A 19,209-nucleotide genomic window follows, 5' to 3' on the forward strand; every position below is an offset into this window, starting at 1 on the left:
CCCCGAAAACGACGGGGAGGACAGCGATGGGTGTGATGTTCGAGCAGGCGAGGGCGATCCTGGCCGACGACCTCGACGTGGAGGGGGACGGCCGCCGGGTCGCGGCGTGGGGCTGGGAGAACGATGAGGTGTTCGTGCTGGCCTTCGATCTCCGCGCCGACGACTCCGAGGACGACGACGGCGTAGTGGTGGACGACCCCGAGCTGGACACGTGGGGCGCGCCCGAGGATATCCAAGCAATGCGTGAGCAGGTCAAGCTCATACCGCCCGGCTGGGACCCGTGGAGGACCGCCCCGCGGATGTACCCGTCGCGGATAAGGCCACCGGGCAGCTGCGCTGGGTGATCCTGCAACATCCGGCGACCCGGTGGCGCCGAACCTGCGCCCGATCGGCGAGGTTCCGGGGCTTTCGACGGGGCGTTGTGGTGCCGTAGTAGCGACGGCCCCCGATTCAGCAGTAGGTATGCCGGCTCATATCTGGGACGAAAGCATCAGCAGTGACCGCGTGAATCAGCCGACCAAGCTTGATCCATGTCTCGGGGTCAGACAGTGCCGCTTCAGGCTCGTCGCTGCCGGCGCCGGGAGCGACGGAACTGATGCGCGCCCAACCTTCCTCCTCAGCCATCGGGTGAAGGAAGGCGATCAACACATCCTTCTCATTGACCCATGACAACCAGCCCCGTATCGGGTCGCTGTTGATCTCGGCGACGAACGTCGGGTCGCCCGGCGTGGGCGCAACGTCGTAGACGAACGATGCGGCTCGCTCGCCTTCCCATGTGAATGTGATCTGATAGGAAACCCGCTCGTCTTCCTCCTCGATAGTGTCTTCGAAGACCAAGCTGAACCGCCCCGGCTCGACCTCCGAGGGTGAAGCCTCAGCGGCTCGAGCACTTTCCCGCGGAATCTCGATAACGGCGGCTAGACCATCGCCATCGGGCTCGATCGCGTGGACGATAAACCCTCCCTCTGTTTCCAGCAATTCCCTGGCTCGCTCGGCGACGGCGTCCGCGCCTGCGCTCATCGTCAGCTCGGTGTCCGCCTCGAAGATGACGATGCGGAATTCCAGCGGGTCGAAAACCATGATGCGAGCTGTGTCGTCGAACTCGTCCTCTGGCAAGATCCGCGCGATCTAGAAGGGCGATACCCGCTCTGGATCGACGTCTGTGCACATTGCTGCTCCTCCCCTTCGGTGGCCTCCCGTCCGCAAGATATACCCACACACGGACAACCCTAGGCGGCGTAGCGACGAACAAGGTGCGAGCCGTGATGGGGTCCGGTCCCAGAACGCCGAATGTTGGCGTGGCAGAATGAATGTGCGGTTCGTCGTCAAGCGGACGCGCCGCTGTCCAGAAGCCGAACCGGTGGAACGCAGACTTCGCCGCCGCGTCCTCGTAGCAGCCATCCAGATCCATGCGGGTAAAGCTGAGGTGCCGACGGTCGCTCCTATACGACGTGTTGCCAGCGCGCGGGGAAGTGACAGAGGTCAAATTCTTGTCGTGCGAGTGTGCTTACCTATCCAAGACAACGCCCGCAACGGGCCCGGGGAGAAAACATGACAAGCGCCATACCGGTATTCGGCACCGAGGACCGACTGCCTTCCCCTATCGCCGGCCTTCTGATCGAGGGCGTCGAGCAGTATCCCGACCCGAGGCTTGGCGTGATGGTTCGCTATGGCATACCGCCACTGGTCAAAGCCGATGCCTACTTGTGTGACATGGGACTGACCGATATTCCTGAGGATCTGCACTCGCCTCTGGTGGTGCAACTGTTTGAGGAATCGCTGCAGGGAGTCACGATGGCGGCCGACCCAGCACACGCTTGCCCACTTTTGCGTGAGTGACGACAACGGACGGCGGCGATACGAGACCCGCTAAGTCGAGCCGTACATCCTCAGGCGCTATCTCGGAAACGGCATCGACTCGGCGCCGGTTCCCCGGCCACGGGGAATCGGCAGCGGCGACACCAGACGTGACACCAATGCGTTGGTGCAGCCCGCGGGAGCCTCGCCAAACGGCGCGCCGGCGCCGACCACACCGGAGACGGGCGCTTCACCACTTACGCGGTCGCTGAGCTAGACCCCGGCCCGTCCGCGCTCAGATCATCGACTCGTCCCATACCTCGTCAGGCGTCGTCGCGATCACCGACTTCGGGCCTAAATTTGAGGCGGCCTCAGCGGCGTCGTCGATCGCCTGAATCTCGGCCGCAATATCCATCTGCCGCCGAATCAACGCCGCCAGCGCCGGCCCAGTCGTCCTCGGGTCGTCGATCGCGTTCGCAATTCGATTCCCCAACGCCACAAACAGCAACCGGCGATCACCACTCGCCGCAGCCGCGGCAACCGATGTTGGAGCCGCCTTCCGCGGAGCCCGCTTCGCCGGCGCTTTCTTCGCCGGCTCGCCGGCCTTCATAGCGCGCAGCGGCGGCCGACCCGTCCGCTCAACCATTCTCAGCGTCCCTTCTGCTTGCAGAAAAAATCACGAGGGAGGGCGTCGCCTCTGCCTTGGGGTGCGGCGTCGCCCTACCCCGGGGGGACCTCGCCCTGGGGTACCTCGGCCTCGCAATCGGGCGGTGTGGGTTGCAGGCTGCCGGTCCGGACGCGGCCGCAGGCCCACCAGGGTCGGCGTCATCGGCGAGGAATACCCCGCTCATCGCGGGGTCTCAACGTTGGTCGGCGGGAAGGTGTCGTCATCAAGCGCCGTGGGGGGAGCCTCCGTCGGCCCCGCTGCAGCGACGACGCTCCACGTTCCCGCAACCAAGCTCGGACAGCCGTGTTCCCTCAGCCAGTCGTCATGGTCACGTAGCCACGCGTCCCGTCGCCTCTGCCAGGCGTAGTCGTCCTCCTGTTCTTGTAAGTAACGCTGGTATTCGAGTTGCTCCAGGACGCCGCGGCGCCGCACAGCGAGGGCGAACACGATGCCCACCGCTGACGGTGCGACGCCGATGCCGTCCTGGGCTTCGAAGGCGAATTCTTCTCGCAGCCAATCGAGGTCCTGCCAATCGTCAGAGGCGAGGTCAGAGGCGCTGCGCCTATGTGTCGCCGAGTCGGGCTCAGAGCCGAGGACCAAACATTCCCTCAGCCAAGCGAGGGCAACCGGCTCTGTCAATTGATGCGTGGCCAAAGCTTCAAGGCGGGGGTCCAACTGCGCTTTGAACAACAGTTGCGACTGCACACGACTTCGGCGGCGTTCGACGTCATCGGGGGCTTCGGCGGCCTCCTCCGGCTCCGAAAACCAAGGGTCCGAGGGCGGTTCGACGGAGGCGAAGGGGTTGGTTGAGGTCATGGGTGGTTCCTTTCAATTGGGATGGAGACTGATTGATGTTCAGGTGCACGTCAAAGGGCAACTCCGGCAGCAATGTTGAAGTCGGCAAGTTGCCGGTGGCGGCGAGAACCGCCGTTGAACTTGTCGGGGGAAGCGGTCGTGACCGGGGCGTCAAGGACTTCGAGCTCGTCCAGGTCTGCCTGACGCCGTCGTCCGTCGTTCGTCGATGGTCACTTCGAACAGTTCGGCCGCGCTGCCCTTGCAGCGCGCCGGAAAGTCTGGAATGCCAGCGAGCAGCGCACTCATGTGGGTCCAGTTCGTCATCGCGCGCTCGGGCGTGGGATGGCATCGGCGAAACCCTGTCTGACTAGCAGCTGCGGTACCTGGTCGGCGGGGACCGTGCCGATATATCCGCCACCGATGTAGGCGGGGAGCCAATCGGGGTCGACGTAGTGACGACGACCATGCGGCGGATCAGCAGCCACCGTGTCGATGACAACCGGCCACGAGTCGTACAGTTCGCCGTCCTCGTCCCAGAGGTTTTCGTCGATGTCGGCTTCGGTGAGCACGATTTCGGTCACGCGCGACTCGCTGTGCACGATGCCGGGACACGGCTCCGTGATGTAAAGCTCGCGACCCAACTCATCGCAGGCCCACAGTCGCACGTTCACCCAGCCAGGCGGCAGAGTTTCGACACCGGCCGGCCGCCAGGATCCCCGAGGTATGCGGTTGGCGCGGACCGGGTGCAATGCCGGACGGTTGTCGTCGTTCATTGGGTGTTCCTCTCATTGGTGGGTTGGTAATTGGGAAACAGATGGGGTTCGTGGACTGGTTCGCTGATGTCCCGCACCGCCGGCGGCGTCGGTGTGCTGTGGGTGCAGCGGACAGCCGGGTCGATCGGGGTGTGGTCCGGCCCAAGCTGCCAGCCGGACGGGTCGCAGCGGCAACACCGGCGAATCGCAGACAGCCTTCCTTCGCGCGCGGCCTGCTCGATGGCACTACGCCGGGTCACGGGCCACCCCCGGCCGCATGATCACGCGCGTCGGTGCCGTACCCGATGAACGCAACGACAGGCTGCCGCCCTCGCTTCGCTCGGTTGCCACGTAAATGTTGCTGGTCGCTCGCCGTTGCTTGACGCTGCCGCGCTGTTGTCGACGGAAAGGGTGCGGCCGCCGAGTGGTTGGGCGCGCAATCGCGGCAAGCAGACAGCGGTAAGCGACCAGAAAGCAGATACGAGGCAAGGGAGCGAAGCTCCCGCGGCAGCCTGCTCTTGGGGCTGAACGGTCGCGCCGTGAAGGCGGCAGCGGTTACGTCTGCAAACTCATCGCCGACACAAGCTCGCGTAGGTTCGAGACGTACCCATATGTCCCACTGGGACAGCGGTCCATCTGCGCAAGTCACAGGTGGCGCACTTGTCGCAAGGTTGAACACAGCCCCCGGTCTGTCCCACCCGGAGTCCCACTGGGACAAGCACTTTCCAGCAAACACATTCACCACCTCCCAGCGGCGGATTCAGGGGGCTTGGGTGCGCGCTGCTTGCGCTTGCGGCTCGTCTCCCTCGAACGCTTCTCGTACACCGTCTTTGGCTTGTTCTCGTCGCGCAGGTAGAGGTATCGGTAACCGCCCTGCATCGCCACCCAGATCCCCGCTTCAACCAGTTGCTTGGCTTCGCGAATGGCTTTCCATCCGCGGATTTCCCGGTCCGGGATGAACCAAGACCCCAAGTCTCCGACCACGGATTCCGCGGACAGAAAGTCGCGACCGCGGGTCTGGTCGTTGGCCCACGAAAGTGCTTTCCAGTACAGGCCGAACGCGGCCATTCCGACGTTAGCGAGCCAGGGATCCTTCCAGTCGTCATCGCTCATCTGGATCCACAACATCGACGGTTCGGCACGTACGTTGGTCGGACCGGCTAGCGCGGCCACATCCGCGTAAAAGAGCATCGTGTCGAGCGCCCGATCGAATCGGGCACGCCGCGATGGCCGGCCCGGTCGGCGGCGCCGCTGCGACTCACCCCAGAACGCCAACTGCTCTGTCACGTCTCACCGCTCAGCGACTCATGCAGACGCGCAACAGTTTCCAGCAGCCAGGCGTCGTAGGGATGTATCCGGCAGGCGATGGTGTCTCTGTTGGCAGCGAAGCGGTCGTCGTCGATCAGCTTGTTGATCCGGTCGTGCAGCCTGCGCATATCGCGGGCGATGTCGGCAGCGGTTTCGGTGGGCGGCCTACGGCGCGGTTTTGCGACCGGCTTCGGGTATCGCTTGCCGTCAAGCCCGATGATGGGCGCCGGCCTACGCTCAGGATTCGGCGCGTCGACCGGCTCGCCATCCATCGGCTCGTTAGGTGGGCAATTTTGCTCACCTGCAAGCGTGTTGCGGGTGGTGCCGTAGCTGTCCCCGGTGGCAGACGCGATAGCCCTAATACTCATTCCGGCTTCGCGCATCGACGTGACGATTTTTGCCGTTCCTCGCGGGGCAGTCGCAGCTGCAAGGTCCCGAACTCGCGGGTGCAGTAGTCGTCCCAAGACGTGTAGCCGAGGGCGGCGTCGGCACGTTCCGTGTACGCGCGGGTGATGAGTTCCCAGACTGCCACGACGCCGGTCTTGATCTGATCGGTGAGCACGCGGGCCTCGGCACGCACCAACACGTCAACATCGCCGGTCACGAGTCGGTGGTCCGCGCGTCGTGGGCTTCGGCGGCTGCGTCGAGCAGCTGGCCGGCCAAGCCGATCGCGAACTCGGACGTCACCGAGAACGGATCCGTACCGGAGCCGACCGCGACGAGGACCAGCCCCGGCCGCGACGCGTTCGCCGCAATATGAAGGGCCGGCTGGTCGGGTGGCCGGTTCACGCGGCACCACCGAACGGCTTCATCGCCGCGTCGATTTCGTTGAGGTCAAGGCGCACAAGACGACCACCGTTGCGGTATCCAGTGAGCCTGCCGTCGGCGATCATCTGCCGAATGGTGCGGGCGGTGACGTCGAGATACTCAGCCGCGTCAGCAACGGAGACGTACCGGCGCCTGGGATTATTCTGCACAGGGATTCCGTCCGACATGAGAACGCCGAGCAACAGATAGGCCATTTGGACCTTCTCTGTGCTCGGCTGCCGGTTCAGCAAGCCCCAGTGCGGGACTCAGCGGGTGAACCCCGGTGCGGGGTGTGCGCCGTTCATCTCGACTCCTACGATCTCGCCGGTCCGGAGTTTCCGGGGGGTGGTGCGCCGGTCAAATCTGCCCGTGTAGCAGCGTGTCGCCTGTAAGTCGCGATTAGCGTCGGTGTTCGGTTGTGGTTCCGAAGGTAGCAGATTTCCGCGACAAGCCGCCGAAAGCCATGCGGCCGGTGCCGCTTTATCCGTTCGCCGCCAACTTGCTCAGCAGCGCGGCGATCTCACGGTCGCGGCCCTGGGCGGCGTGCTGGTAGCGCATCGCAGCTGCCGGCGTCGAATGTCCAAGGCGCGCCATTAGTTCCGCCAGACTGGCGCCGGTCGCAGCGGCAAGGACGGCGCCCGAGTGACGTAAATCGTGCCAGCGCAAGTCATCCCGTCCCGCGCGAGCCCGCGCGGCGTAGAACCGCCGGTACAGCGTGGCCGGCGCCAGGTGCCCCCCACCGACCGCCGGGAACAGGAGCGCATCGGCCTTGCCGCCGACATGCTTAGCAAGATGGTGTTCGATGGCCGGGATCAGGTGCGGCGGAATCGCAACGTCACGGATCCCTGCGTCGGACTTCGGGGTGGTGACCTTGAACCCGTCCTCAGTGCGCACCACCGCGCGCCGCACCCTCACCACTTCGTCACGTAGGTCAATATCCTTACGCCGCAACTCGGTTAGCTCACCGAACCGCATCGCCAGCCACGCGGCGAACAGCACCATCAGCGACCACTGCATCGGCATCTCGTCGGCGATCACGCCGATCTCGGCGACCGTCGCCGGCCGCACCTTGTGCACCCGCTTTGCGGTCCCGGCGCCGCGGATCACACACGGGTTCTGACTGATCTTGCCGTCGCTAGCAGCCGTCACCATGACGGTGCGCAGCAACCCGTAGGCGTGGGCACGCATGGTCGGCTTGTCGGCCAAGGTGGAGGCGTACCAGTCGCGAACGTCGTCGGCCGTCATGGACGCGACGGGCAGCGATCCGAACGTAGGCAAGATGTACTCATCGAGCAGTTTCCGGTAGTGCTCGCGGGTCCGGTCCTTGAGCGGTCGACCGCCGACCTGCCGGCTGGCCAACCACGTCTCTACGTACTCACCGAAGCTGATCTTGGGGGCCTGGACAGCATCGGGTGGCTGCCACGCCTTCGAGATAATTTCGGACTGCCGCAGGGACAGCCAGGCGCGCGCATCCCTCTTCGCGACGAACGTCGTTGGCGCCTTGTGACGGCGACCGTCGGGCCCGTAATACTGCGCGCGATAACGGCCGCTGGGCAGTTGATCGACGGATCCGAACGTGCCCGATCTGGCGTTCTTGCGTGCCACCCGAGGGCCTCCCAGCGCGATAGATCGTTGTTCACTGTGCGAGTTCACGTGAACTGGCCGTGAACTCATCTAGCAACTTTTATTTCCGCATGGTTCCGCCTGGCTCAGGGTACACGTGTCGTGAAATCCGAGCTAGATGCAAGTAACGCGAGGTCAGAAGATATTCATCAGCAAACGCTCTGAGCTAGTTCAATCCCAGTATCGCGCACCAAGTTCTACCTGCGGTTTCATCCGCAAAAATGGCCCACGTCAACTCAATGTGAACTGCTCGGCGCAAACCCGAAAGGTTTCGCCATGTCCACTACCGCCGCCGAAACGGCGCTGAGCGACCACCTGCGCGACGCCCGTAAGCATCTTCTGCACGCCTATGTCGCCGTCGATGAGTCCCACCGTCGCGATGTTGTCGGCGCCCTCATCAACGACGTTGACCGAGTGTTGGCGACGTGACTGCGCGGCATTCTCGCCGTTCCTGACATATGCCCGCAACCGGGATTTGCTCTGCTAGCCCCATATGTCTGAGTTTCGTTGCAGCACATGGCAATACGCAATTTTAGTGGGTTAGCTTGGCGGCATGACAACTCCCACCAGCACCCCACCGACCGATCCCGAAACCGCAGCGCTGGACTACCTCGTTCGCATCGGCGAAGCCGTTCCCAAAGCGACGCCGGTGCGCTGCGCGACTTCGCCGGCGCCCTGCACGTCGAGGGCGCACTTGCCGGCCTCGCCGCCGCCGCCGATGCACGGCTCGCCGCCGCGACTATCGCCGAGGCGGCTTGCACGGCCGACGATCCCGTCGCCGCGCTCAGGATCCGCGCCGCCGCGATCCGTGCCGGGTGCTGGGACTGCGCCAATCCCGCCGGGCTCGCCCAGGCGCTCGACGGCGCCGTAACCGTGCTGAACATGATGTGAGCGGGCCCGCGCCGCGATCGTTCCCGCCGGCGCGGGCCGGCCTGGTCGGCGCCATCCTCAGGGCCTGGGCTGTTCGTACAAACGGCAACGCCCGATGAGGATCTCTGCCAGCCGTTCAGGTTCGCTCACCATCAGCATGTGGCAGGAGTCGATCTCAATGAGGGTCTGCACTCCGCCAAGCGCGGCGATGCACTCGCGTTGAATCTTCATCGAGACGGCGCGATCACGCCGAGTGAGTATCCACGTGCGTGGCACCTCGTCGGGCATACCACTGCGGTCAACTTTTTCTATCATGATGGAGGGTGATTCCTGACAGGACCGAGCCAGCGTGAACTTGCGCTGTGCGGGAGTCATTCCGTTGCAAAATACAAACCCCGCCAACGCAGTAGGCAAACCTCCCGGCCGAACCGAACGGCGTTTCTGCACATAACGTTTCGCGGCGCGACGTGCGTACCAGCTCTGCGCCCCGGGAAGCGTGTCCACCAGGGCGCCGCCGTTGGCTGGTACTTGCGCGGTGGCCAAGATCATCTCCCGCACCCGCGCCGAGCCGAGCTTGGTGACAACACCGGGGACGATCACCCCCGCCAGCGAATGGCCGACGATCACGAAGTCGTCGAGCGCAGCATTCTCGATGTCCGACACCACCGAATCGACCCACCCTTCGACACAAGCCGTGATCAGGTCACCGCCTCTATTTCCCCGACCCGGCAAATCAACGGTGAGCACCTTTAGTCGCGGCTCCAGGATGCGGATCACGTCGATGGTGGGCTCCCAACAATCGGCGGCGAACCCGCCTCCGTGCACGAGAACCAATGCGGGCAACCCCATCGCCAGTCCTCCTTCAGCGTCGTGAGCCCAGGACCGCATCGTAAAGCGTTGCCACGACGGAGCGGTATACCGCGGTCGACAATGACGAGATTCGGGCCGCGGCGATGGCCGCGCGATGAATCTTGTGCGCCGATCGAGGGTTCTACCCGTGGTGTTCGACCAAGCCCGTGGTGTTTAGGCGAACATGACATCGGGAAACCGATACTTCGTCGCGTGTTTCGGGTCAAGCGACTCATGCTATTCGGCCCCAATTGGGAGTAGTCATGGCCACAATGCTGACCCAGCCGCTGAGATCCGAGCGTCCCGCTGAGAATTCGAACGGCTCCGACTTCAACGCGGTCGGTGTGGCCGTCGCCGCCATTTGGGTGATTGGTCTCTTGGTAGGGATCGCGGCGCTCGCAACCGGGCACCTCGGGGTGGCTTCAACGGCGCTGTTAATCGCAGTCCTCACACCACTTTTCGGGTTGGCGTGGACGCACCTTTCCGGAACGCAGTCCGCCTTCCACGAAGCAGACCGCTTTGACTGAGGCCGCCGGCGGCTGCCGTCCCGCCGGGCCTGATGACAACGACCACCAACCCGCCGGATTCAGGATTCCTCTAAAAGAAGATCCCTGAGCACACCACCGATCGAGCGCATTCCCGCGAGCACGGTGTCACGCAGATCCGGCCCGGCGGCATCCCAGTTGGCAAGGACGGCATACGAGAACGAGTCGCCATTTCGTTCAACGGTGCCCACGTCGGCTCGGACAGCCGCGTCGGTTCCGGTCTTGTTGCGGATGGAGAATCCGCGATCCGATTCGGTATGCGCCAGTGGATCGAGGCCGAACGCTGACGCCACCATCGACAGATCCACACCTGTGGCCAGCCACGCGTCCAACTGGTCCGACACCGACCGCGATATCAACCGCCCGGCAGCCAGGCGACACATAAAATCGGACAACTCAGCAGCCGAACCCACCGACAACGTCCACGCGTCGTCGGGCCCACGATGGTCCCGAACACCATCAAGCAGCGCGGTGTTGACGAAACCCATTGCCGCACAGAGTTGTCCGACACTATCCAAACCAACATGATCCAGCAACACATTGGTGGCGAGGTTGTCGCTGACCGAGGCCACCAACACACACAGATCGTGGATGCACAACTGCTGAGCTTGCAGATGCTGCCAGATACCCGAATCAGCCACGGGGGCAACGTGATTGCGGTCCAGCAATTCGTTACAGTCCACCGAGCCCTCGTCGCACTGCCGCGCAACTTCGGCCAGTAGCGACAGCTTTCCCACACTGGCAGTCTCCATGGACGCGTCGGGATTGTGGTGTGCCAGTTGGGCGCCGGCAGCATCGCGGATACAGATCGACCACTTGACGCCGGGCGTGAGGGCAACGGTGTCGCTGATCAAGCGGTGCAGCGCGGCGTGCGGCATCGGCGGCCCATGCGACATCAACGCACCTTAAGTTGGCCGGGCGTTACGGCGCCAGCGCGATGATCCCCGGTTCCATAGGCGGCAGCGGGGAGCCCCCGGCGGTGCCACCCCCGGTGCCTCCTCCGCCACCGCCACCCCCGGGCGGAGGACCGAGCACGGGGGGTGCCGCCTTCCTCGGCGTAGGGGCCACCGCCGCCGGCGGCGTGAGGTTCTGCGCGTCAACTCCCGGTCCCGGCGGAGTCGGGATCTCCGGATTGGTCTGTTTGATCAACGAAGAGGCCAGCACCACAACATGTTTCGGCTGATTCCATGCTGCGGGATGGGTGAACACCACCCGTCCTCGGTTGGCCGGGCAGTCGGCCTCCACTGCCGCGTCGAGGAACCGCGATTCGGTACGCAACAGGCGGGCCGGGTCAGCACCCGGAGTGACGTCGTTCGCGGTGTCCACCAGCGCCTGCACCAAGGCGTCCGCCGACACGCCGGACGACAGACCGCCGCATATCTGATGCGCCGTGGCGATGAGGGCGGGCACGCCCGAGAGCGCCGAGACGCCCTTCTGGTCGAGGAGGGCCAGGAACTGTTCGTCCTGGGTCGGGTCGGCCGACGCTGTGCCGGCGCACACGATGGCGGCGCCGTTCAGGAGCGAGACCGCGGCGATAAAGGACCTGGCAGCGACAGTGATGCGAGGCAACATGGTAGGGCTCCGACTTGCTCGAGGCGAAGTGGTTCGGCCTCCCTGGTACACCGGGAGTTAGCACGTAGTTTACCGCACGTTAACCATTAAAATCAGCCTGCGCGGAATCTCGGCGAGTCTTTTCGTGCGCTTGCAAGGCGACAGAAGACCGGACGAAAGTGCGATCTCTGCCGCACCGACCACACGTCCGTAACTACCAGCCCCACTCCTCATCCTCGAGAACATCGACGGTGACGTCGTTGTCGGCGGGCCGTCGCGTCCCGTAGCGAAAGGTGAGCATCGTGCGGTTCCGGTCAAGAGGTTCGACTTCGACGACGGTGGCATGCCCGATCGTCATGCGGATCCTGTCCCCGGGTTTCAGTTCGTCAATGCGCTTGAGGGTCACACTCGCCCGTCAGCGCCAAGGAAACTGCGACCTCCCCCGCCCATGCCGTTGATGATTCGCCGCAACGCGACACCGGCGCAACCCGACTGGCCCAGAAACTGGAAAAATGATCACCCATGTCACTGCTGGTGATCCTGATCGTCGTCGGGCTGGTCGGCCTCGCCCTCGTCGGCGGACTCGTCGCGCTGGTGGTGCGCCTGACCAGGTCGCCCAAATCCCAGCCCTACGTCCCACACGCCTGGCAATCGACCGCGGGCTGGTACCCCGACCCGTCGATTCCGTACGCGCTGCGCTACTTCGACGGTCAGACCTGGACGCAGGCCACCAAGCCGGGTGGCTGAGTACTGTCCGATCCCAAATCTGTTGCAGCCCAGTGGCAGTCAACCCTACGCCGTCAGCGATTCGATGAACTTGACCAACTCATCGGGAGCTTCCCAGTTCAGCGCGTGCCCCGCAATCGGCACGGTGACAAGACGGGCCCCGGGAATGCCGTCGGCCATCCGGCGCGAGTGAATGGGCGGGGTGGTGCGGTCGGAGGCTCCGACCATGACCACGGTCGGCACCGTGATTTCGCCCAGCCGCGGGTAGCGGTCTTCGCGCGAGAAGGCCCGCACGATCGGCAGCAGCGGCCCGTGTTCGTCGACGTGCTGGCGGAAGCCCTCGGTGAACACCGAGGCCATCGCCGGGGAGGGGCGCGCACCGCATTGGGCCGCGCCGAACAGCATCGCGAACGTCCGGTAGCGGATCAAATGCTGCATGATGCCGCGTTCCAGCAAGGGGATCTGCACCTTGTTCTGGGGCGCTCCATCCAGGACACGGCCGGCCCAGGTGGCGAACAGCACCAGTCCGCGCAACCGCTGCGAGACGGCGGCATGATCCAGCAGGGCGCGAATGGTGACGAATCCGCCCATCGAATGGCCGACGATCACCGCGTCGGCGACGTCGAAATGTTCCAGCACCGCGGCGATATCGGCTGCCATGGGCTGTGAGCCGATCCCCTCCGCACCCAGCGTCGACCGGCCGTGCCCGCGCTGGTCGAAGGCGATGACGCGATACCCCCTGCCTAACAGCGCATCCCACACGACGTTCCATTCGGCGAGGGTGACGCTGTAGCCGTGGACGAGCACGACCGGCGGCCCCTCACCCGCCGCTAATGCGCGCAGCACGGTCCCGTCCGGGCGGGTGATCGTGACCTCCTCGCCCTGCGGTTCAGCAAGGAGTTGCTCGCGCGTCAGCGGATCCGGGTTGCGCTCGATCCACCCGACCAGGGCCCGCAGTCCCGCCCAGCCGAGCAAGCCACCGCTGCCCACTGCCGCGCCCGCGGCGAGCCCTGTCCTCATCGGCAGTCCTGCACTGTCGTGTCTCGCATCGCACACTTCCTCACGCCGCCGGGCAATCCCCCTCCTCATCGGTATACCGGGTGCGCACGCGCAAGTGCTGCGCGGTGCCGAAACATCGCGCGTCTGATGACTGAGAATCAGCCGCCGTTGCCGGCCGGCTGCGCGGGAGGCAGCTGCGCCGGGCAGTACACGCCGGCCGAGATCGCGGTGAACCGGGCCGCATTCACCTGCGTCAGACCGGGGTTGCCGTCCTGGAGGACCTTGACGACCTCAACCCCGGTCTTGCCCTCGTTGGCCATCTCGCACACCTTCTTGCCGGCCGCGATGGCACTCTCGGGGTCCCGGTAGGTAAGACCGGCCGCCCCCAGCGAAACCAGGAAAGCCTGGTCCTGGTTGGCATCGGCATGCACCGCAGGCGCCAGGCCGACAACGGCCGCCGCCGCGACGGCCCCGAACAGAAGGATTCTCATAGCCCAGCGATTCTCCCAAAGCGGTGGTCAGCCCGCATCTCGAGCGGCGACGAACGCCAGGTGAACTTTCACGACCTGGCGTCAACCCGAGGTTGACACCAGCACAGCGTCAACCTAACGTTGACGACATGGTCGAGCCCACCAAGATCGCACACCCCGTCCGCCTCGACGAGCTGATCGACATCATCAAGAAAGTCCACAGCGACGCTTTGGACCAGCTCACCGACGCCGTCCTCGCCGCGGAGAGTCTCGGCGAAGTCGCCGACCACCTCATCGGGCACTTCGTCGATCAGGCCCGCCGCTCGGGTGCCTCCTGGACGGACATCGGAAAGGCGATGGGAGTCACCAAACAGGCCGCCCAGAAGCGGTTCGTCCCCAAGGCCGACGCCACCCCGCTCGACCCGGAGCAGGGCTTCTCCCGATTCACCCCACGGGCCCGGAACGCCGTCGTGGCAGCGCAGAATGCCGCACACAAGGCCGGCAACGACCTGATCACCCCCGACCACCTGCTGCTCGGTACGCTCAGCGACCCCTCGGCGCTGGCCACCGTCTTGATCCGTCAACAGAAGATCGACACCGAGGCCCTGCAAAAGTCCGTACAACTTCCCGCCTCCGCCGACGAAACGCCGGCGCTGATTCCCTTCAGCGGCCCCGCCCGCAAGGCTCTCGAACTGACCTTCCGCGAAGCACTTCGGTTGGGCCACAACTACATCGGCACCGAGCACCTGCTACTGGCACTGCTCGAAGCCGAGGACGGCGCCGGCCCGCTGCACCGCGCGGGCGTGGACAAGGAGCGGGTCGAAGCCGATCTGGCCGCCGCCCTCGAAGCCTTCACCGCTCCCCCGGCCGACCAGACCTGAAGGGGCCAACCCTGCCCGCGGTGAAGCCCCGTGTGTAATCATGCGAAGGTCCGGAGAACAGGCAGCCCAGGAGGCGAAGATGCACCGCTGGCTGATCGTCCTTTCCGCCTTCCTCGTCACGGCGGCGGGTGTGCTGTCGGTAGACGCCGCCCTCCCCCGCGCACGAGCCGGTGACGCACCGATCGGGCACATCGGCGACACGTTGCGGGTGGACACCGGGACTTACGTCGCCGACGTCACCGTGACCAGCGTCGTACCGGTCGACCCGCCACCGGGATTCGGCTACACCCGCAGCGGCGTTCCGGTGAAAAGCTTCCCGGACAGCGCGGTGAACCGCGCCGACGTGGTGGTGCGCGCGGTCCGGGTGCCCAACTCCTACATCATGGCGACCAACTTCAGCTTCGATGGCGTCACGCCGTTCGCCGACGCCTACAAGCCGCGGCCGTGCGACGCACCCGACTGGCTGGACGCCGCCCTGGGCAACGCACCCCAGGGTGCGGTAGTCCGGGGCGGGGTGTACTGGGACGCCTACCGCGACCCGGTGTCGGTGGTGGTCCTGCTGGACCGCAAGACCGGTGAGCACCTCGCGCAGTGGAACCTGTGACCTGCACCAGGTAGACAGCGCCGCTGCGGCGGACGCCGGCGAGCTCGCCACCCTTGCGGCCCAGACGTTTCCGTTGGCATGCCCACCCGCGGTGGCACCCGAACACGTCGCCGCGTTCGTCGACTCCCACCTGTCCCCCGCCCGGTTCGCCGAATACCTGGCCGACCCGCAGCGCGAAATCCTGGCGGCCCGGCTCGACGGCCGAATCATCGGCTACGCCATGCTGATTCGCGGCGCACCAGACGGGCCGGTGGAACTGTCAAAGCTGTACACGCATCCCGACTTTCACGGCACCGGGGTGTCCGCGGCACTGATGCACACCGCACTAGTGCGCGCGGCCGCGTGGGGCGCCCACCAGGTCTGGTTGGGCGTCAACCAGCAGAACCAACGGGCGCAACGCTTTTACGCCAAGTCCGGGTTCGAGGTCAGTGGCACCCGAACTTTTCGCCTCGGTCCCCATCTGGAGAACGATTACGTCATGACCCGGGCGGTCGGGTAGTCAGGGCAAGCAGCCGTGAGGTCGCCCGCAGGTACTTCTTCCGGTAACCGCCGGCCAGCATCTCCTCGCTGAAGATGGTGTCCAGCTTGGCCCCCGAGGCCACCACCGGGATGCCGGCGTCATAGAGCCGATCGGTCAGCGCCACCAGTCGTAGCGCCACATTCTGGTCATCCAGGGCGTGCACGCCGGTCACGAACACCGCGGTCACACCCTCGATCAGCGTCAGGTAACGCGACGGGTGCATGGTGGCCAGGTGCGCACACAGCGCGTCGAAGTCATCGAGCGTCGCACCGGCGACCTCCGCGGCACGTGCGGCGACCTCGTCATCGGTCAGTGGCGGCGGCGCCGGCGGCAGGTCGCGGTGCCGGTAGTCCGGACCTTCGATTCGCACCGTGGTGAAAATGCTTGCCAGCGTGTTGATTTCGCGCAGAAAATCCTGGGCCGCGAACCGGCCCTCGCCGAGTTGCTCGGGCAGGGTGTTAGACGTTGCCGCCACCGAGACGCCCCGCTCGACCAACGAGGACAGCATCCGCGAAATCAGCGTGGTGTTGCCCGGATCGTCCAACTCGAACTCATCGATGCACACCGCGGTGTAGCCGGCTAACAAATCGATGCACTCGACGAACCCGAACACCCCGGCAAGCTGGGTCAACTCGCCGAAGGTCGCGAACGCCTTGGGACTGTCGAGAACGCCCGGTCCGCTACCGGGCAACTCGTAGTAGGCCGACGCCAGCAGGTGCGTCTTTCCCACGCCGAACCCGCCGTCCAGGTAGAGACCGACCCCGGGCAGCACCTCCCGTCGGCCGAACAGCTTCTTACGCCCGGCCCGGCGCTCCTGCGCCTGCCGGCAGAACTCCTGACACGACACCACCGCCGCGGCCTGAGTCGGCTCTGCCGGGTCGGGCCGGTAGCTCGCGAAGCTCACCTGCGCGAACGTCGGCGGCGGCCGCAGCTGCGCGATCAACCGCTCCGGTGACACCGCCGGCTGCCGGTCCACCAGATGACCCACCGCGGCCGAAGGAGTGGACCCGTGCATGGTGGCACTGTAGCGACGTGCTGCAATCGACCACATGCCCGACTTCGAGGCCGGTATCGCATCCGGCCTGGCCGCCGAGACGTCTCTGAAACTTCTCGGGTCACAGCGCGAACTCGTCCACGACGAGTTGCCCCAGCTGTACGGCTACCCCGCAGCGGGCCCCTGCGTGCGGGCGAACTTCATCACCAGCCTCGACGGCGGCGCCACCGTGGAGGGTCTGTCCGGCGCGCTGGCTGGGCCCGGTGACCGGGCCGTCTTCGTCGTGCTGCGCGAACTCGCCGACGTCATCGTCGTCGGCGCCGGCACGGTGCGGTCGGAGGGCTACTCGGGTGCGCAGCTGAGCGTCGGGCAGCGTCAACAACGGCAGGCCCGGGGCCAGAGCGAAATCCCGCCGCTGGCGATCGTGACGAAGTCCGGTCACCTGGACCGCGACCTGGGGGTGTTCACCCGTACCGAGGTGCCGCCGCTGATCCTGACCTGCACTGCGGCCGCCGGCGACACCCGCCGCCACCTGGTGGGGCTCGGCGCTGAGGTGGTCGACTGCTCGGGTGACGACCCCGCCGAGGTCGACGTGTCCGTGCTGGTTGCGGCGCTGGCCGACCGTGGCCTGCGCTGTGTGCTGACCGAAGGCGGACCGACGCTGCTCGGCGCGTTCATCGAGGCCGGCCTGCTCGACGAGTTGTGCCTGACGATCGCGCCGCTGGTGGTCGGCGGGCAGGCACACCGGATCGCCGCGGGACCCGGGCAGGTGGCGACGCGGATGCGGTGCGCCCACGTCCTGACCGACGACGCCGGCTATCTCTACACGCGCTACGTCAAGAACTAGCCGGCGGCTTCCCGCTACTGTGGTCGGCATGCGTCGGCACCTCACGTCCGCCACGATCCTGCTGGCTGCGACGACAGTTCTGGCCGGCTGCATACCGGTGTTCGGCGCCGATCCGCGCTTCGCCACCGACTCCGGTGCCCGGCCGCAGGGCGCGGCCACCACCAAACCGCCGCCCAGCGGTCCCCCGCCGATCGCCGCGCCGAAGAACGACCTGTCCTGGCGTGACTGCACATCCAAGGTCAATGCCGACGCGGGCGTCCCGGGCGCCCCGGGCGTCAAGCTGGACTGCGCCACCTTCGACGCCGACCTGGATCCGGTCAACGGTGGGTCAGGGTCGGTGAGCATCGGTGTGGTGCGCGCCAAGTCAGCGAAAACGCCGAAGGACGCCGGCCCGCTGGTCTTCACCACCGGTTCTGACATCGCGTCGTCCACCCAGCTACCGGTGTGGTTGTCCCGTGCCGGCGCGGATGTGCTGGACAGCCACCCGATCGTGGCCATCGACCGCCGCGGTCTCGGGATGTCGAGCCCGATCGACTGCCGCGACCGCCTCGACCGCGACAACATGCGCGATCAGGCTCAGTTCCAGACCGGAGACGACCCGGTGGCCAACCTCTCCGAGATCTCCAACACCGCGACCACCAATTGCACCGATGCCATTGCGCCGGGTGATTCCGCGTACGACAACACGCACGCGGCCTCGGACATCGAGCGCTTGCGCAACCTCTGGGATGTGCCTGCGGTAGCGCTGGTCGGGATCGGTAACGGCGCCCAGCTCGCGCTTACCTATGCCGGCTCCCGTCCCGACAAGGTCGCCAGGCTGATCGTCGATTCGCCCGTCGCCATCGGCGCCAGCGCCGAAGCCGCGGCCGAACAACAGGTCAAAGGCGAGCAGGCCGCGCTCGACGCGTTCGCGGCACAGTGTGTGGCGGTGAACTGCGCGCTGGGTCCCGATCCCAAGGGTGCGGTCAGCGCGTTGCTGTCCGACGCCAAGACCAGCAAGGGCGTACGCGCGTCGGTGGCATCGATCGCCAACGCGATCAGCACCGCCCTGGGCTTTCCGACCGGCGACCGGGTCAACACCACCGTCAGTCTGGCGAACGCCCTCGCGGCCGCCCGATCCGGTGACGAGAACCAGCTGAACAATCTGATCAACCGCGCCGAGAGCATTCGCGACAGCGACGGCCAATTCGTCAACGGCTGCAGCGACGCGGTGAACCGGCCCACCCCGGACCGGGTGCGCGAATTGGTGGTCGCCTGGGGCAAGCTCTACCCCCAGTTCGGTGCGGTCGCAGCGCTGAACCTGGTCAAATGCGTGCACTGGCCCTCCGGTTCGACCCCGCAGGCGCCGAAAGAACTCAAGATCGACGTGCTGCTGCTGGGTGTGCAGAACGACCCGATCGCGGGCAACGAGGGCGTCGCCGCGACCGCGGCCACCGTCATCAACGCCAACGCCGCCAGCAAGCGGGTGATGTGGCAGGGCATCGGCCACGGGGCCAGCATTTATTCGTCGTGCGCGGTTCCCCCGCTGGTCGGCTACCTGGACTCCGGCAAGCTTCCGGGAACCGACACGTACTGCCCTGCCTGACGACTCGACATCTCGCGCG

At 65.8% G+C, this 19,209-nt stretch carries 28 protein-coding genes; 11 read left to right on the top strand and 17 right to left on the bottom strand.

Going from position 1 to position 19,209, the window contains the following annotated elements; genetic code table 11:
• Positions 1–26 precede the first annotated feature (26 nt).
• Positions 27–344, top strand: coding sequence for a hypothetical protein (locus ACNQS7_RS07390; protein ID WP_418012053.1), 318 nt, complete (start codon positions 27–29; stop codon positions 342–344).
• Between the two features lie 106 nt (positions 345–450).
• Here the strand turns inward: ACNQS7_RS07390 and ACNQS7_RS07395 are convergent, their stop codons facing one another.
• Positions 451–1,116: a hypothetical protein gene (locus tag ACNQS7_RS07395; RefSeq protein ID WP_418012054.1), complete on the bottom strand. Its 666-nt coding sequence runs from the start codon at positions 1,114–1,116 to the stop codon at positions 451–453.
• Between the two features lie 435 nt (positions 1,117–1,551).
• On the opposite strand from ACNQS7_RS07395, the gene ACNQS7_RS07400 reads away from it, so the two are divergent.
• Complete coding sequence (locus ACNQS7_RS07400; protein WP_418012055.1) at positions 1,552–1,839, top strand: hypothetical protein; 288 nt, start codon at positions 1,552–1,554, stop codon at positions 1,837–1,839.
• 253 nt (positions 1,840–2,092) lie between these two features.
• Here the strand turns inward: ACNQS7_RS07400 and ACNQS7_RS07405 are convergent, their stop codons facing one another.
• The 9 genes from ACNQS7_RS07405 to ACNQS7_RS07445 all read right to left on the bottom strand — a co-directional run bounded on the left by ACNQS7_RS07405 (position 2,093) and on the right by ACNQS7_RS07445 (position 7,731).
• Entirely contained in the window at positions 2,093–2,407 is a 315-nt protein-coding gene (locus ACNQS7_RS07405; protein WP_418012056.1) for a hypothetical protein, read from the bottom strand.
• Between the two features lie 237 nt (positions 2,408–2,644).
• Positions 2,645–3,280, bottom strand: coding sequence for a hypothetical protein (locus ACNQS7_RS07410; RefSeq protein ID WP_418012057.1), 636 nt, complete (start codon positions 3,278–3,280; stop codon positions 2,645–2,647).
• Between the two features lie 299 nt (positions 3,281–3,579).
• Entirely contained in the window at positions 3,580–4,032 is a 453-nt protein-coding gene (locus ACNQS7_RS07415) for a hypothetical protein (RefSeq protein WP_418012058.1), read from the bottom strand.
• Positions 4,033–4,749: 717 nt separating this feature from the next.
• Positions 4,750–5,298 carry a hypothetical protein gene (locus ACNQS7_RS07420; protein WP_418012059.1) on the bottom strand — a complete coding sequence of 183 codons (549 nt, stop codon included), beginning with the start codon at positions 5,296–5,298 and terminating at the stop codon, positions 4,750–4,752.
• Complete coding sequence (locus ACNQS7_RS07425; RefSeq protein ID WP_418012060.1) at positions 5,295–5,702, bottom strand: hypothetical protein; 408 nt, start codon at positions 5,700–5,702, stop codon at positions 5,295–5,297. Before ACNQS7_RS07425 ends, ACNQS7_RS07420 begins: the two co-directional genes overlap by 4 nt.
• A complete protein-coding gene (locus ACNQS7_RS07430; protein ID WP_418012061.1) occupies positions 5,684–5,923 on the bottom strand; it encodes a hypothetical protein in 240 nt (79 codons plus the stop codon). The genes ACNQS7_RS07425 and ACNQS7_RS07430 overlap by 19 nt, the downstream gene beginning before the upstream one ends.
• Positions 5,920–6,108 carry a hypothetical protein gene (locus ACNQS7_RS07435; RefSeq protein WP_418012062.1) on the bottom strand — a complete coding sequence of 63 codons (189 nt, stop codon included), beginning with the start codon at positions 6,106–6,108 and terminating at the stop codon, positions 5,920–5,922. Before ACNQS7_RS07435 ends, ACNQS7_RS07430 begins: the two co-directional genes overlap by 4 nt.
• Entirely contained in the window at positions 6,105–6,314 is a 210-nt protein-coding gene (locus ACNQS7_RS07440; protein ID WP_418015924.1) for an excisionase family DNA-binding protein, read from the bottom strand. Before ACNQS7_RS07440 ends, ACNQS7_RS07435 begins: the two co-directional genes overlap by 4 nt.
• Before the next feature lie 292 nt (positions 6,315–6,606).
• Positions 6,607–7,731 (bottom strand): tyrosine-type recombinase/integrase, encoded by a 1,125-nt coding sequence (locus ACNQS7_RS07445; protein WP_418012063.1) that lies wholly within the window; start codon positions 7,729–7,731, stop codon positions 6,607–6,609.
• A 294-nt stretch (positions 7,732–8,025) separates the two neighbouring features.
• Between ACNQS7_RS07445 and ACNQS7_RS07450 the strand changes: the two genes are divergently transcribed.
• Positions 8,026–8,178: a hypothetical protein gene (locus ACNQS7_RS07450; RefSeq protein WP_418012064.1), complete on the top strand. Its 153-nt coding sequence runs from the start codon at positions 8,026–8,028 to the stop codon at positions 8,176–8,178.
• 87 nt (positions 8,179–8,265) lie between these two features.
• On the top strand, positions 8,266–8,640 hold the full coding sequence (locus tag ACNQS7_RS07455; RefSeq protein WP_418012065.1) for a hypothetical protein: 375 nt from the start codon (positions 8,266–8,268) through the stop codon (positions 8,638–8,640).
• Positions 8,641–8,697: 57 nt separating this feature from the next.
• On the opposite strand, the gene ACNQS7_RS07460 is transcribed toward ACNQS7_RS07455, so the two are convergent.
• A complete protein-coding gene (locus ACNQS7_RS07460; protein WP_418012066.1) occupies positions 8,698–9,468 on the bottom strand; it encodes an alpha/beta fold hydrolase in 771 nt (256 codons plus the stop codon).
• 263 nt (positions 9,469–9,731) lie between these two features.
• Here ACNQS7_RS07460 and ACNQS7_RS07465 point away from each other — a divergent pair, with 263 nt between their 5' ends.
• Positions 9,732–9,995, top strand: a complete 264-nt coding sequence (locus ACNQS7_RS07465; RefSeq protein WP_418012067.1) for a hypothetical protein — start codon at positions 9,732–9,734, stop codon at positions 9,993–9,995.
• A 59-nt stretch (positions 9,996–10,054) separates the two neighbouring features.
• On the opposite strand, the gene ACNQS7_RS07470 is transcribed toward ACNQS7_RS07465, so the two are convergent.
• The 3 genes from ACNQS7_RS07470 to ACNQS7_RS07480 form a co-directional block, all read right to left on the bottom strand.
• Positions 10,055–10,909 (bottom strand): serine hydrolase, encoded by an 855-nt coding sequence (locus tag ACNQS7_RS07470; protein ID WP_418012068.1) that lies wholly within the window; start codon positions 10,907–10,909, stop codon positions 10,055–10,057.
• 25 nt (positions 10,910–10,934) lie between these two features.
• Positions 10,935–11,585 (bottom strand): DUF732 domain-containing protein, encoded by a 651-nt coding sequence (locus ACNQS7_RS07475; RefSeq protein ID WP_418012069.1) that lies wholly within the window; start codon positions 11,583–11,585, stop codon positions 10,935–10,937.
• A gap of 193 nt (positions 11,586–11,778) precedes the next feature.
• Positions 11,779–11,922, bottom strand: a complete 144-nt coding sequence (locus ACNQS7_RS07480) for a hypothetical protein (protein WP_418012070.1) — start codon at positions 11,920–11,922, stop codon at positions 11,779–11,781.
• Positions 11,923–12,086: 164 nt separating this feature from the next.
• Here ACNQS7_RS07480 and ACNQS7_RS07485 point away from each other — a divergent pair, with 164 nt between their 5' ends.
• A complete protein-coding gene (locus tag ACNQS7_RS07485) occupies positions 12,087–12,311 on the top strand; it encodes a DUF2510 domain-containing protein (protein WP_418012071.1) in 225 nt (74 codons plus the stop codon).
• Between the two features lie 45 nt (positions 12,312–12,356).
• Here ACNQS7_RS07485 and ACNQS7_RS07490 read toward each other — a convergent pair whose 3' ends face one another.
• A complete protein-coding gene (locus ACNQS7_RS07490) occupies positions 12,357–13,280 on the bottom strand; it encodes an alpha/beta fold hydrolase (protein ID WP_418012072.1) in 924 nt (307 codons plus the stop codon).
• 167 nt (positions 13,281–13,447) lie between these two features.
• Positions 13,448–13,780: a DUF732 domain-containing protein gene (locus ACNQS7_RS07495; RefSeq protein WP_310785784.1), complete on the bottom strand. Its 333-nt coding sequence runs from the start codon at positions 13,778–13,780 to the stop codon at positions 13,448–13,450.
• Positions 13,781–13,908: 128 nt separating this feature from the next.
• On the opposite strand from ACNQS7_RS07495, the gene ACNQS7_RS07500 reads away from it, so the two are divergent.
• From ACNQS7_RS07500 to ACNQS7_RS07510, 3 genes are all read left to right on the top strand, one after another.
• Positions 13,909–14,640, top strand: coding sequence for a Clp protease N-terminal domain-containing protein (locus ACNQS7_RS07500; RefSeq protein ID WP_418012073.1), 732 nt, complete (start codon positions 13,909–13,911; stop codon positions 14,638–14,640).
• A gap of 79 nt (positions 14,641–14,719) precedes the next feature.
• On the top strand, positions 14,720–15,244 hold the full coding sequence (locus ACNQS7_RS07505; RefSeq protein WP_055578446.1) for a hypothetical protein: 525 nt from the start codon (positions 14,720–14,722) through the stop codon (positions 15,242–15,244).
• Positions 15,216–15,743 carry a GNAT family N-acetyltransferase gene (locus tag ACNQS7_RS07510; RefSeq protein ID WP_418012074.1) on the top strand — a complete coding sequence of 176 codons (528 nt, stop codon included), beginning with the start codon at positions 15,216–15,218 and terminating at the stop codon, positions 15,741–15,743. The genes ACNQS7_RS07505 and ACNQS7_RS07510 overlap by 29 nt, the downstream gene beginning before the upstream one ends.
• Here ACNQS7_RS07510 and zapE read toward each other — a convergent pair.
• Complete coding sequence (gene zapE, locus ACNQS7_RS07515; RefSeq protein WP_418012075.1) at positions 15,721–16,815, bottom strand: cell division protein ZapE; 1,095 nt, start codon at positions 16,813–16,815, stop codon at positions 15,721–15,723. The two genes, ACNQS7_RS07510 and zapE, sit on opposite strands and share 23 nt — an antisense overlap.
• Between zapE and ACNQS7_RS07520 the strand changes: the two genes are divergently transcribed.
• Entirely contained in the window at positions 16,814–17,605 is a 792-nt protein-coding gene (locus ACNQS7_RS07520) for a pyrimidine reductase family protein (protein ID WP_418012076.1), read from the top strand. The two genes, zapE and ACNQS7_RS07520, sit on opposite strands and share 2 nt — an antisense overlap.
• 28 nt (positions 17,606–17,633) lie before the next feature.
• Positions 17,634–19,190, top strand: a complete 1,557-nt coding sequence (locus ACNQS7_RS07525) for an alpha/beta fold hydrolase (protein ID WP_418012077.1) — start codon at positions 17,634–17,636, stop codon at positions 19,188–19,190.
• The last annotated feature ends 19 nt before the right edge of the window (positions 19,191–19,209 follow it).

The sequence above is a fragment of the Mycobacterium sp. 23 genome (assembly GCF_048287075.1).
GTDB lineage: Bacteria > Actinomycetota > Actinomycetes > Mycobacteriales > Mycobacteriaceae > Mycobacterium > Mycobacterium gordonae_B.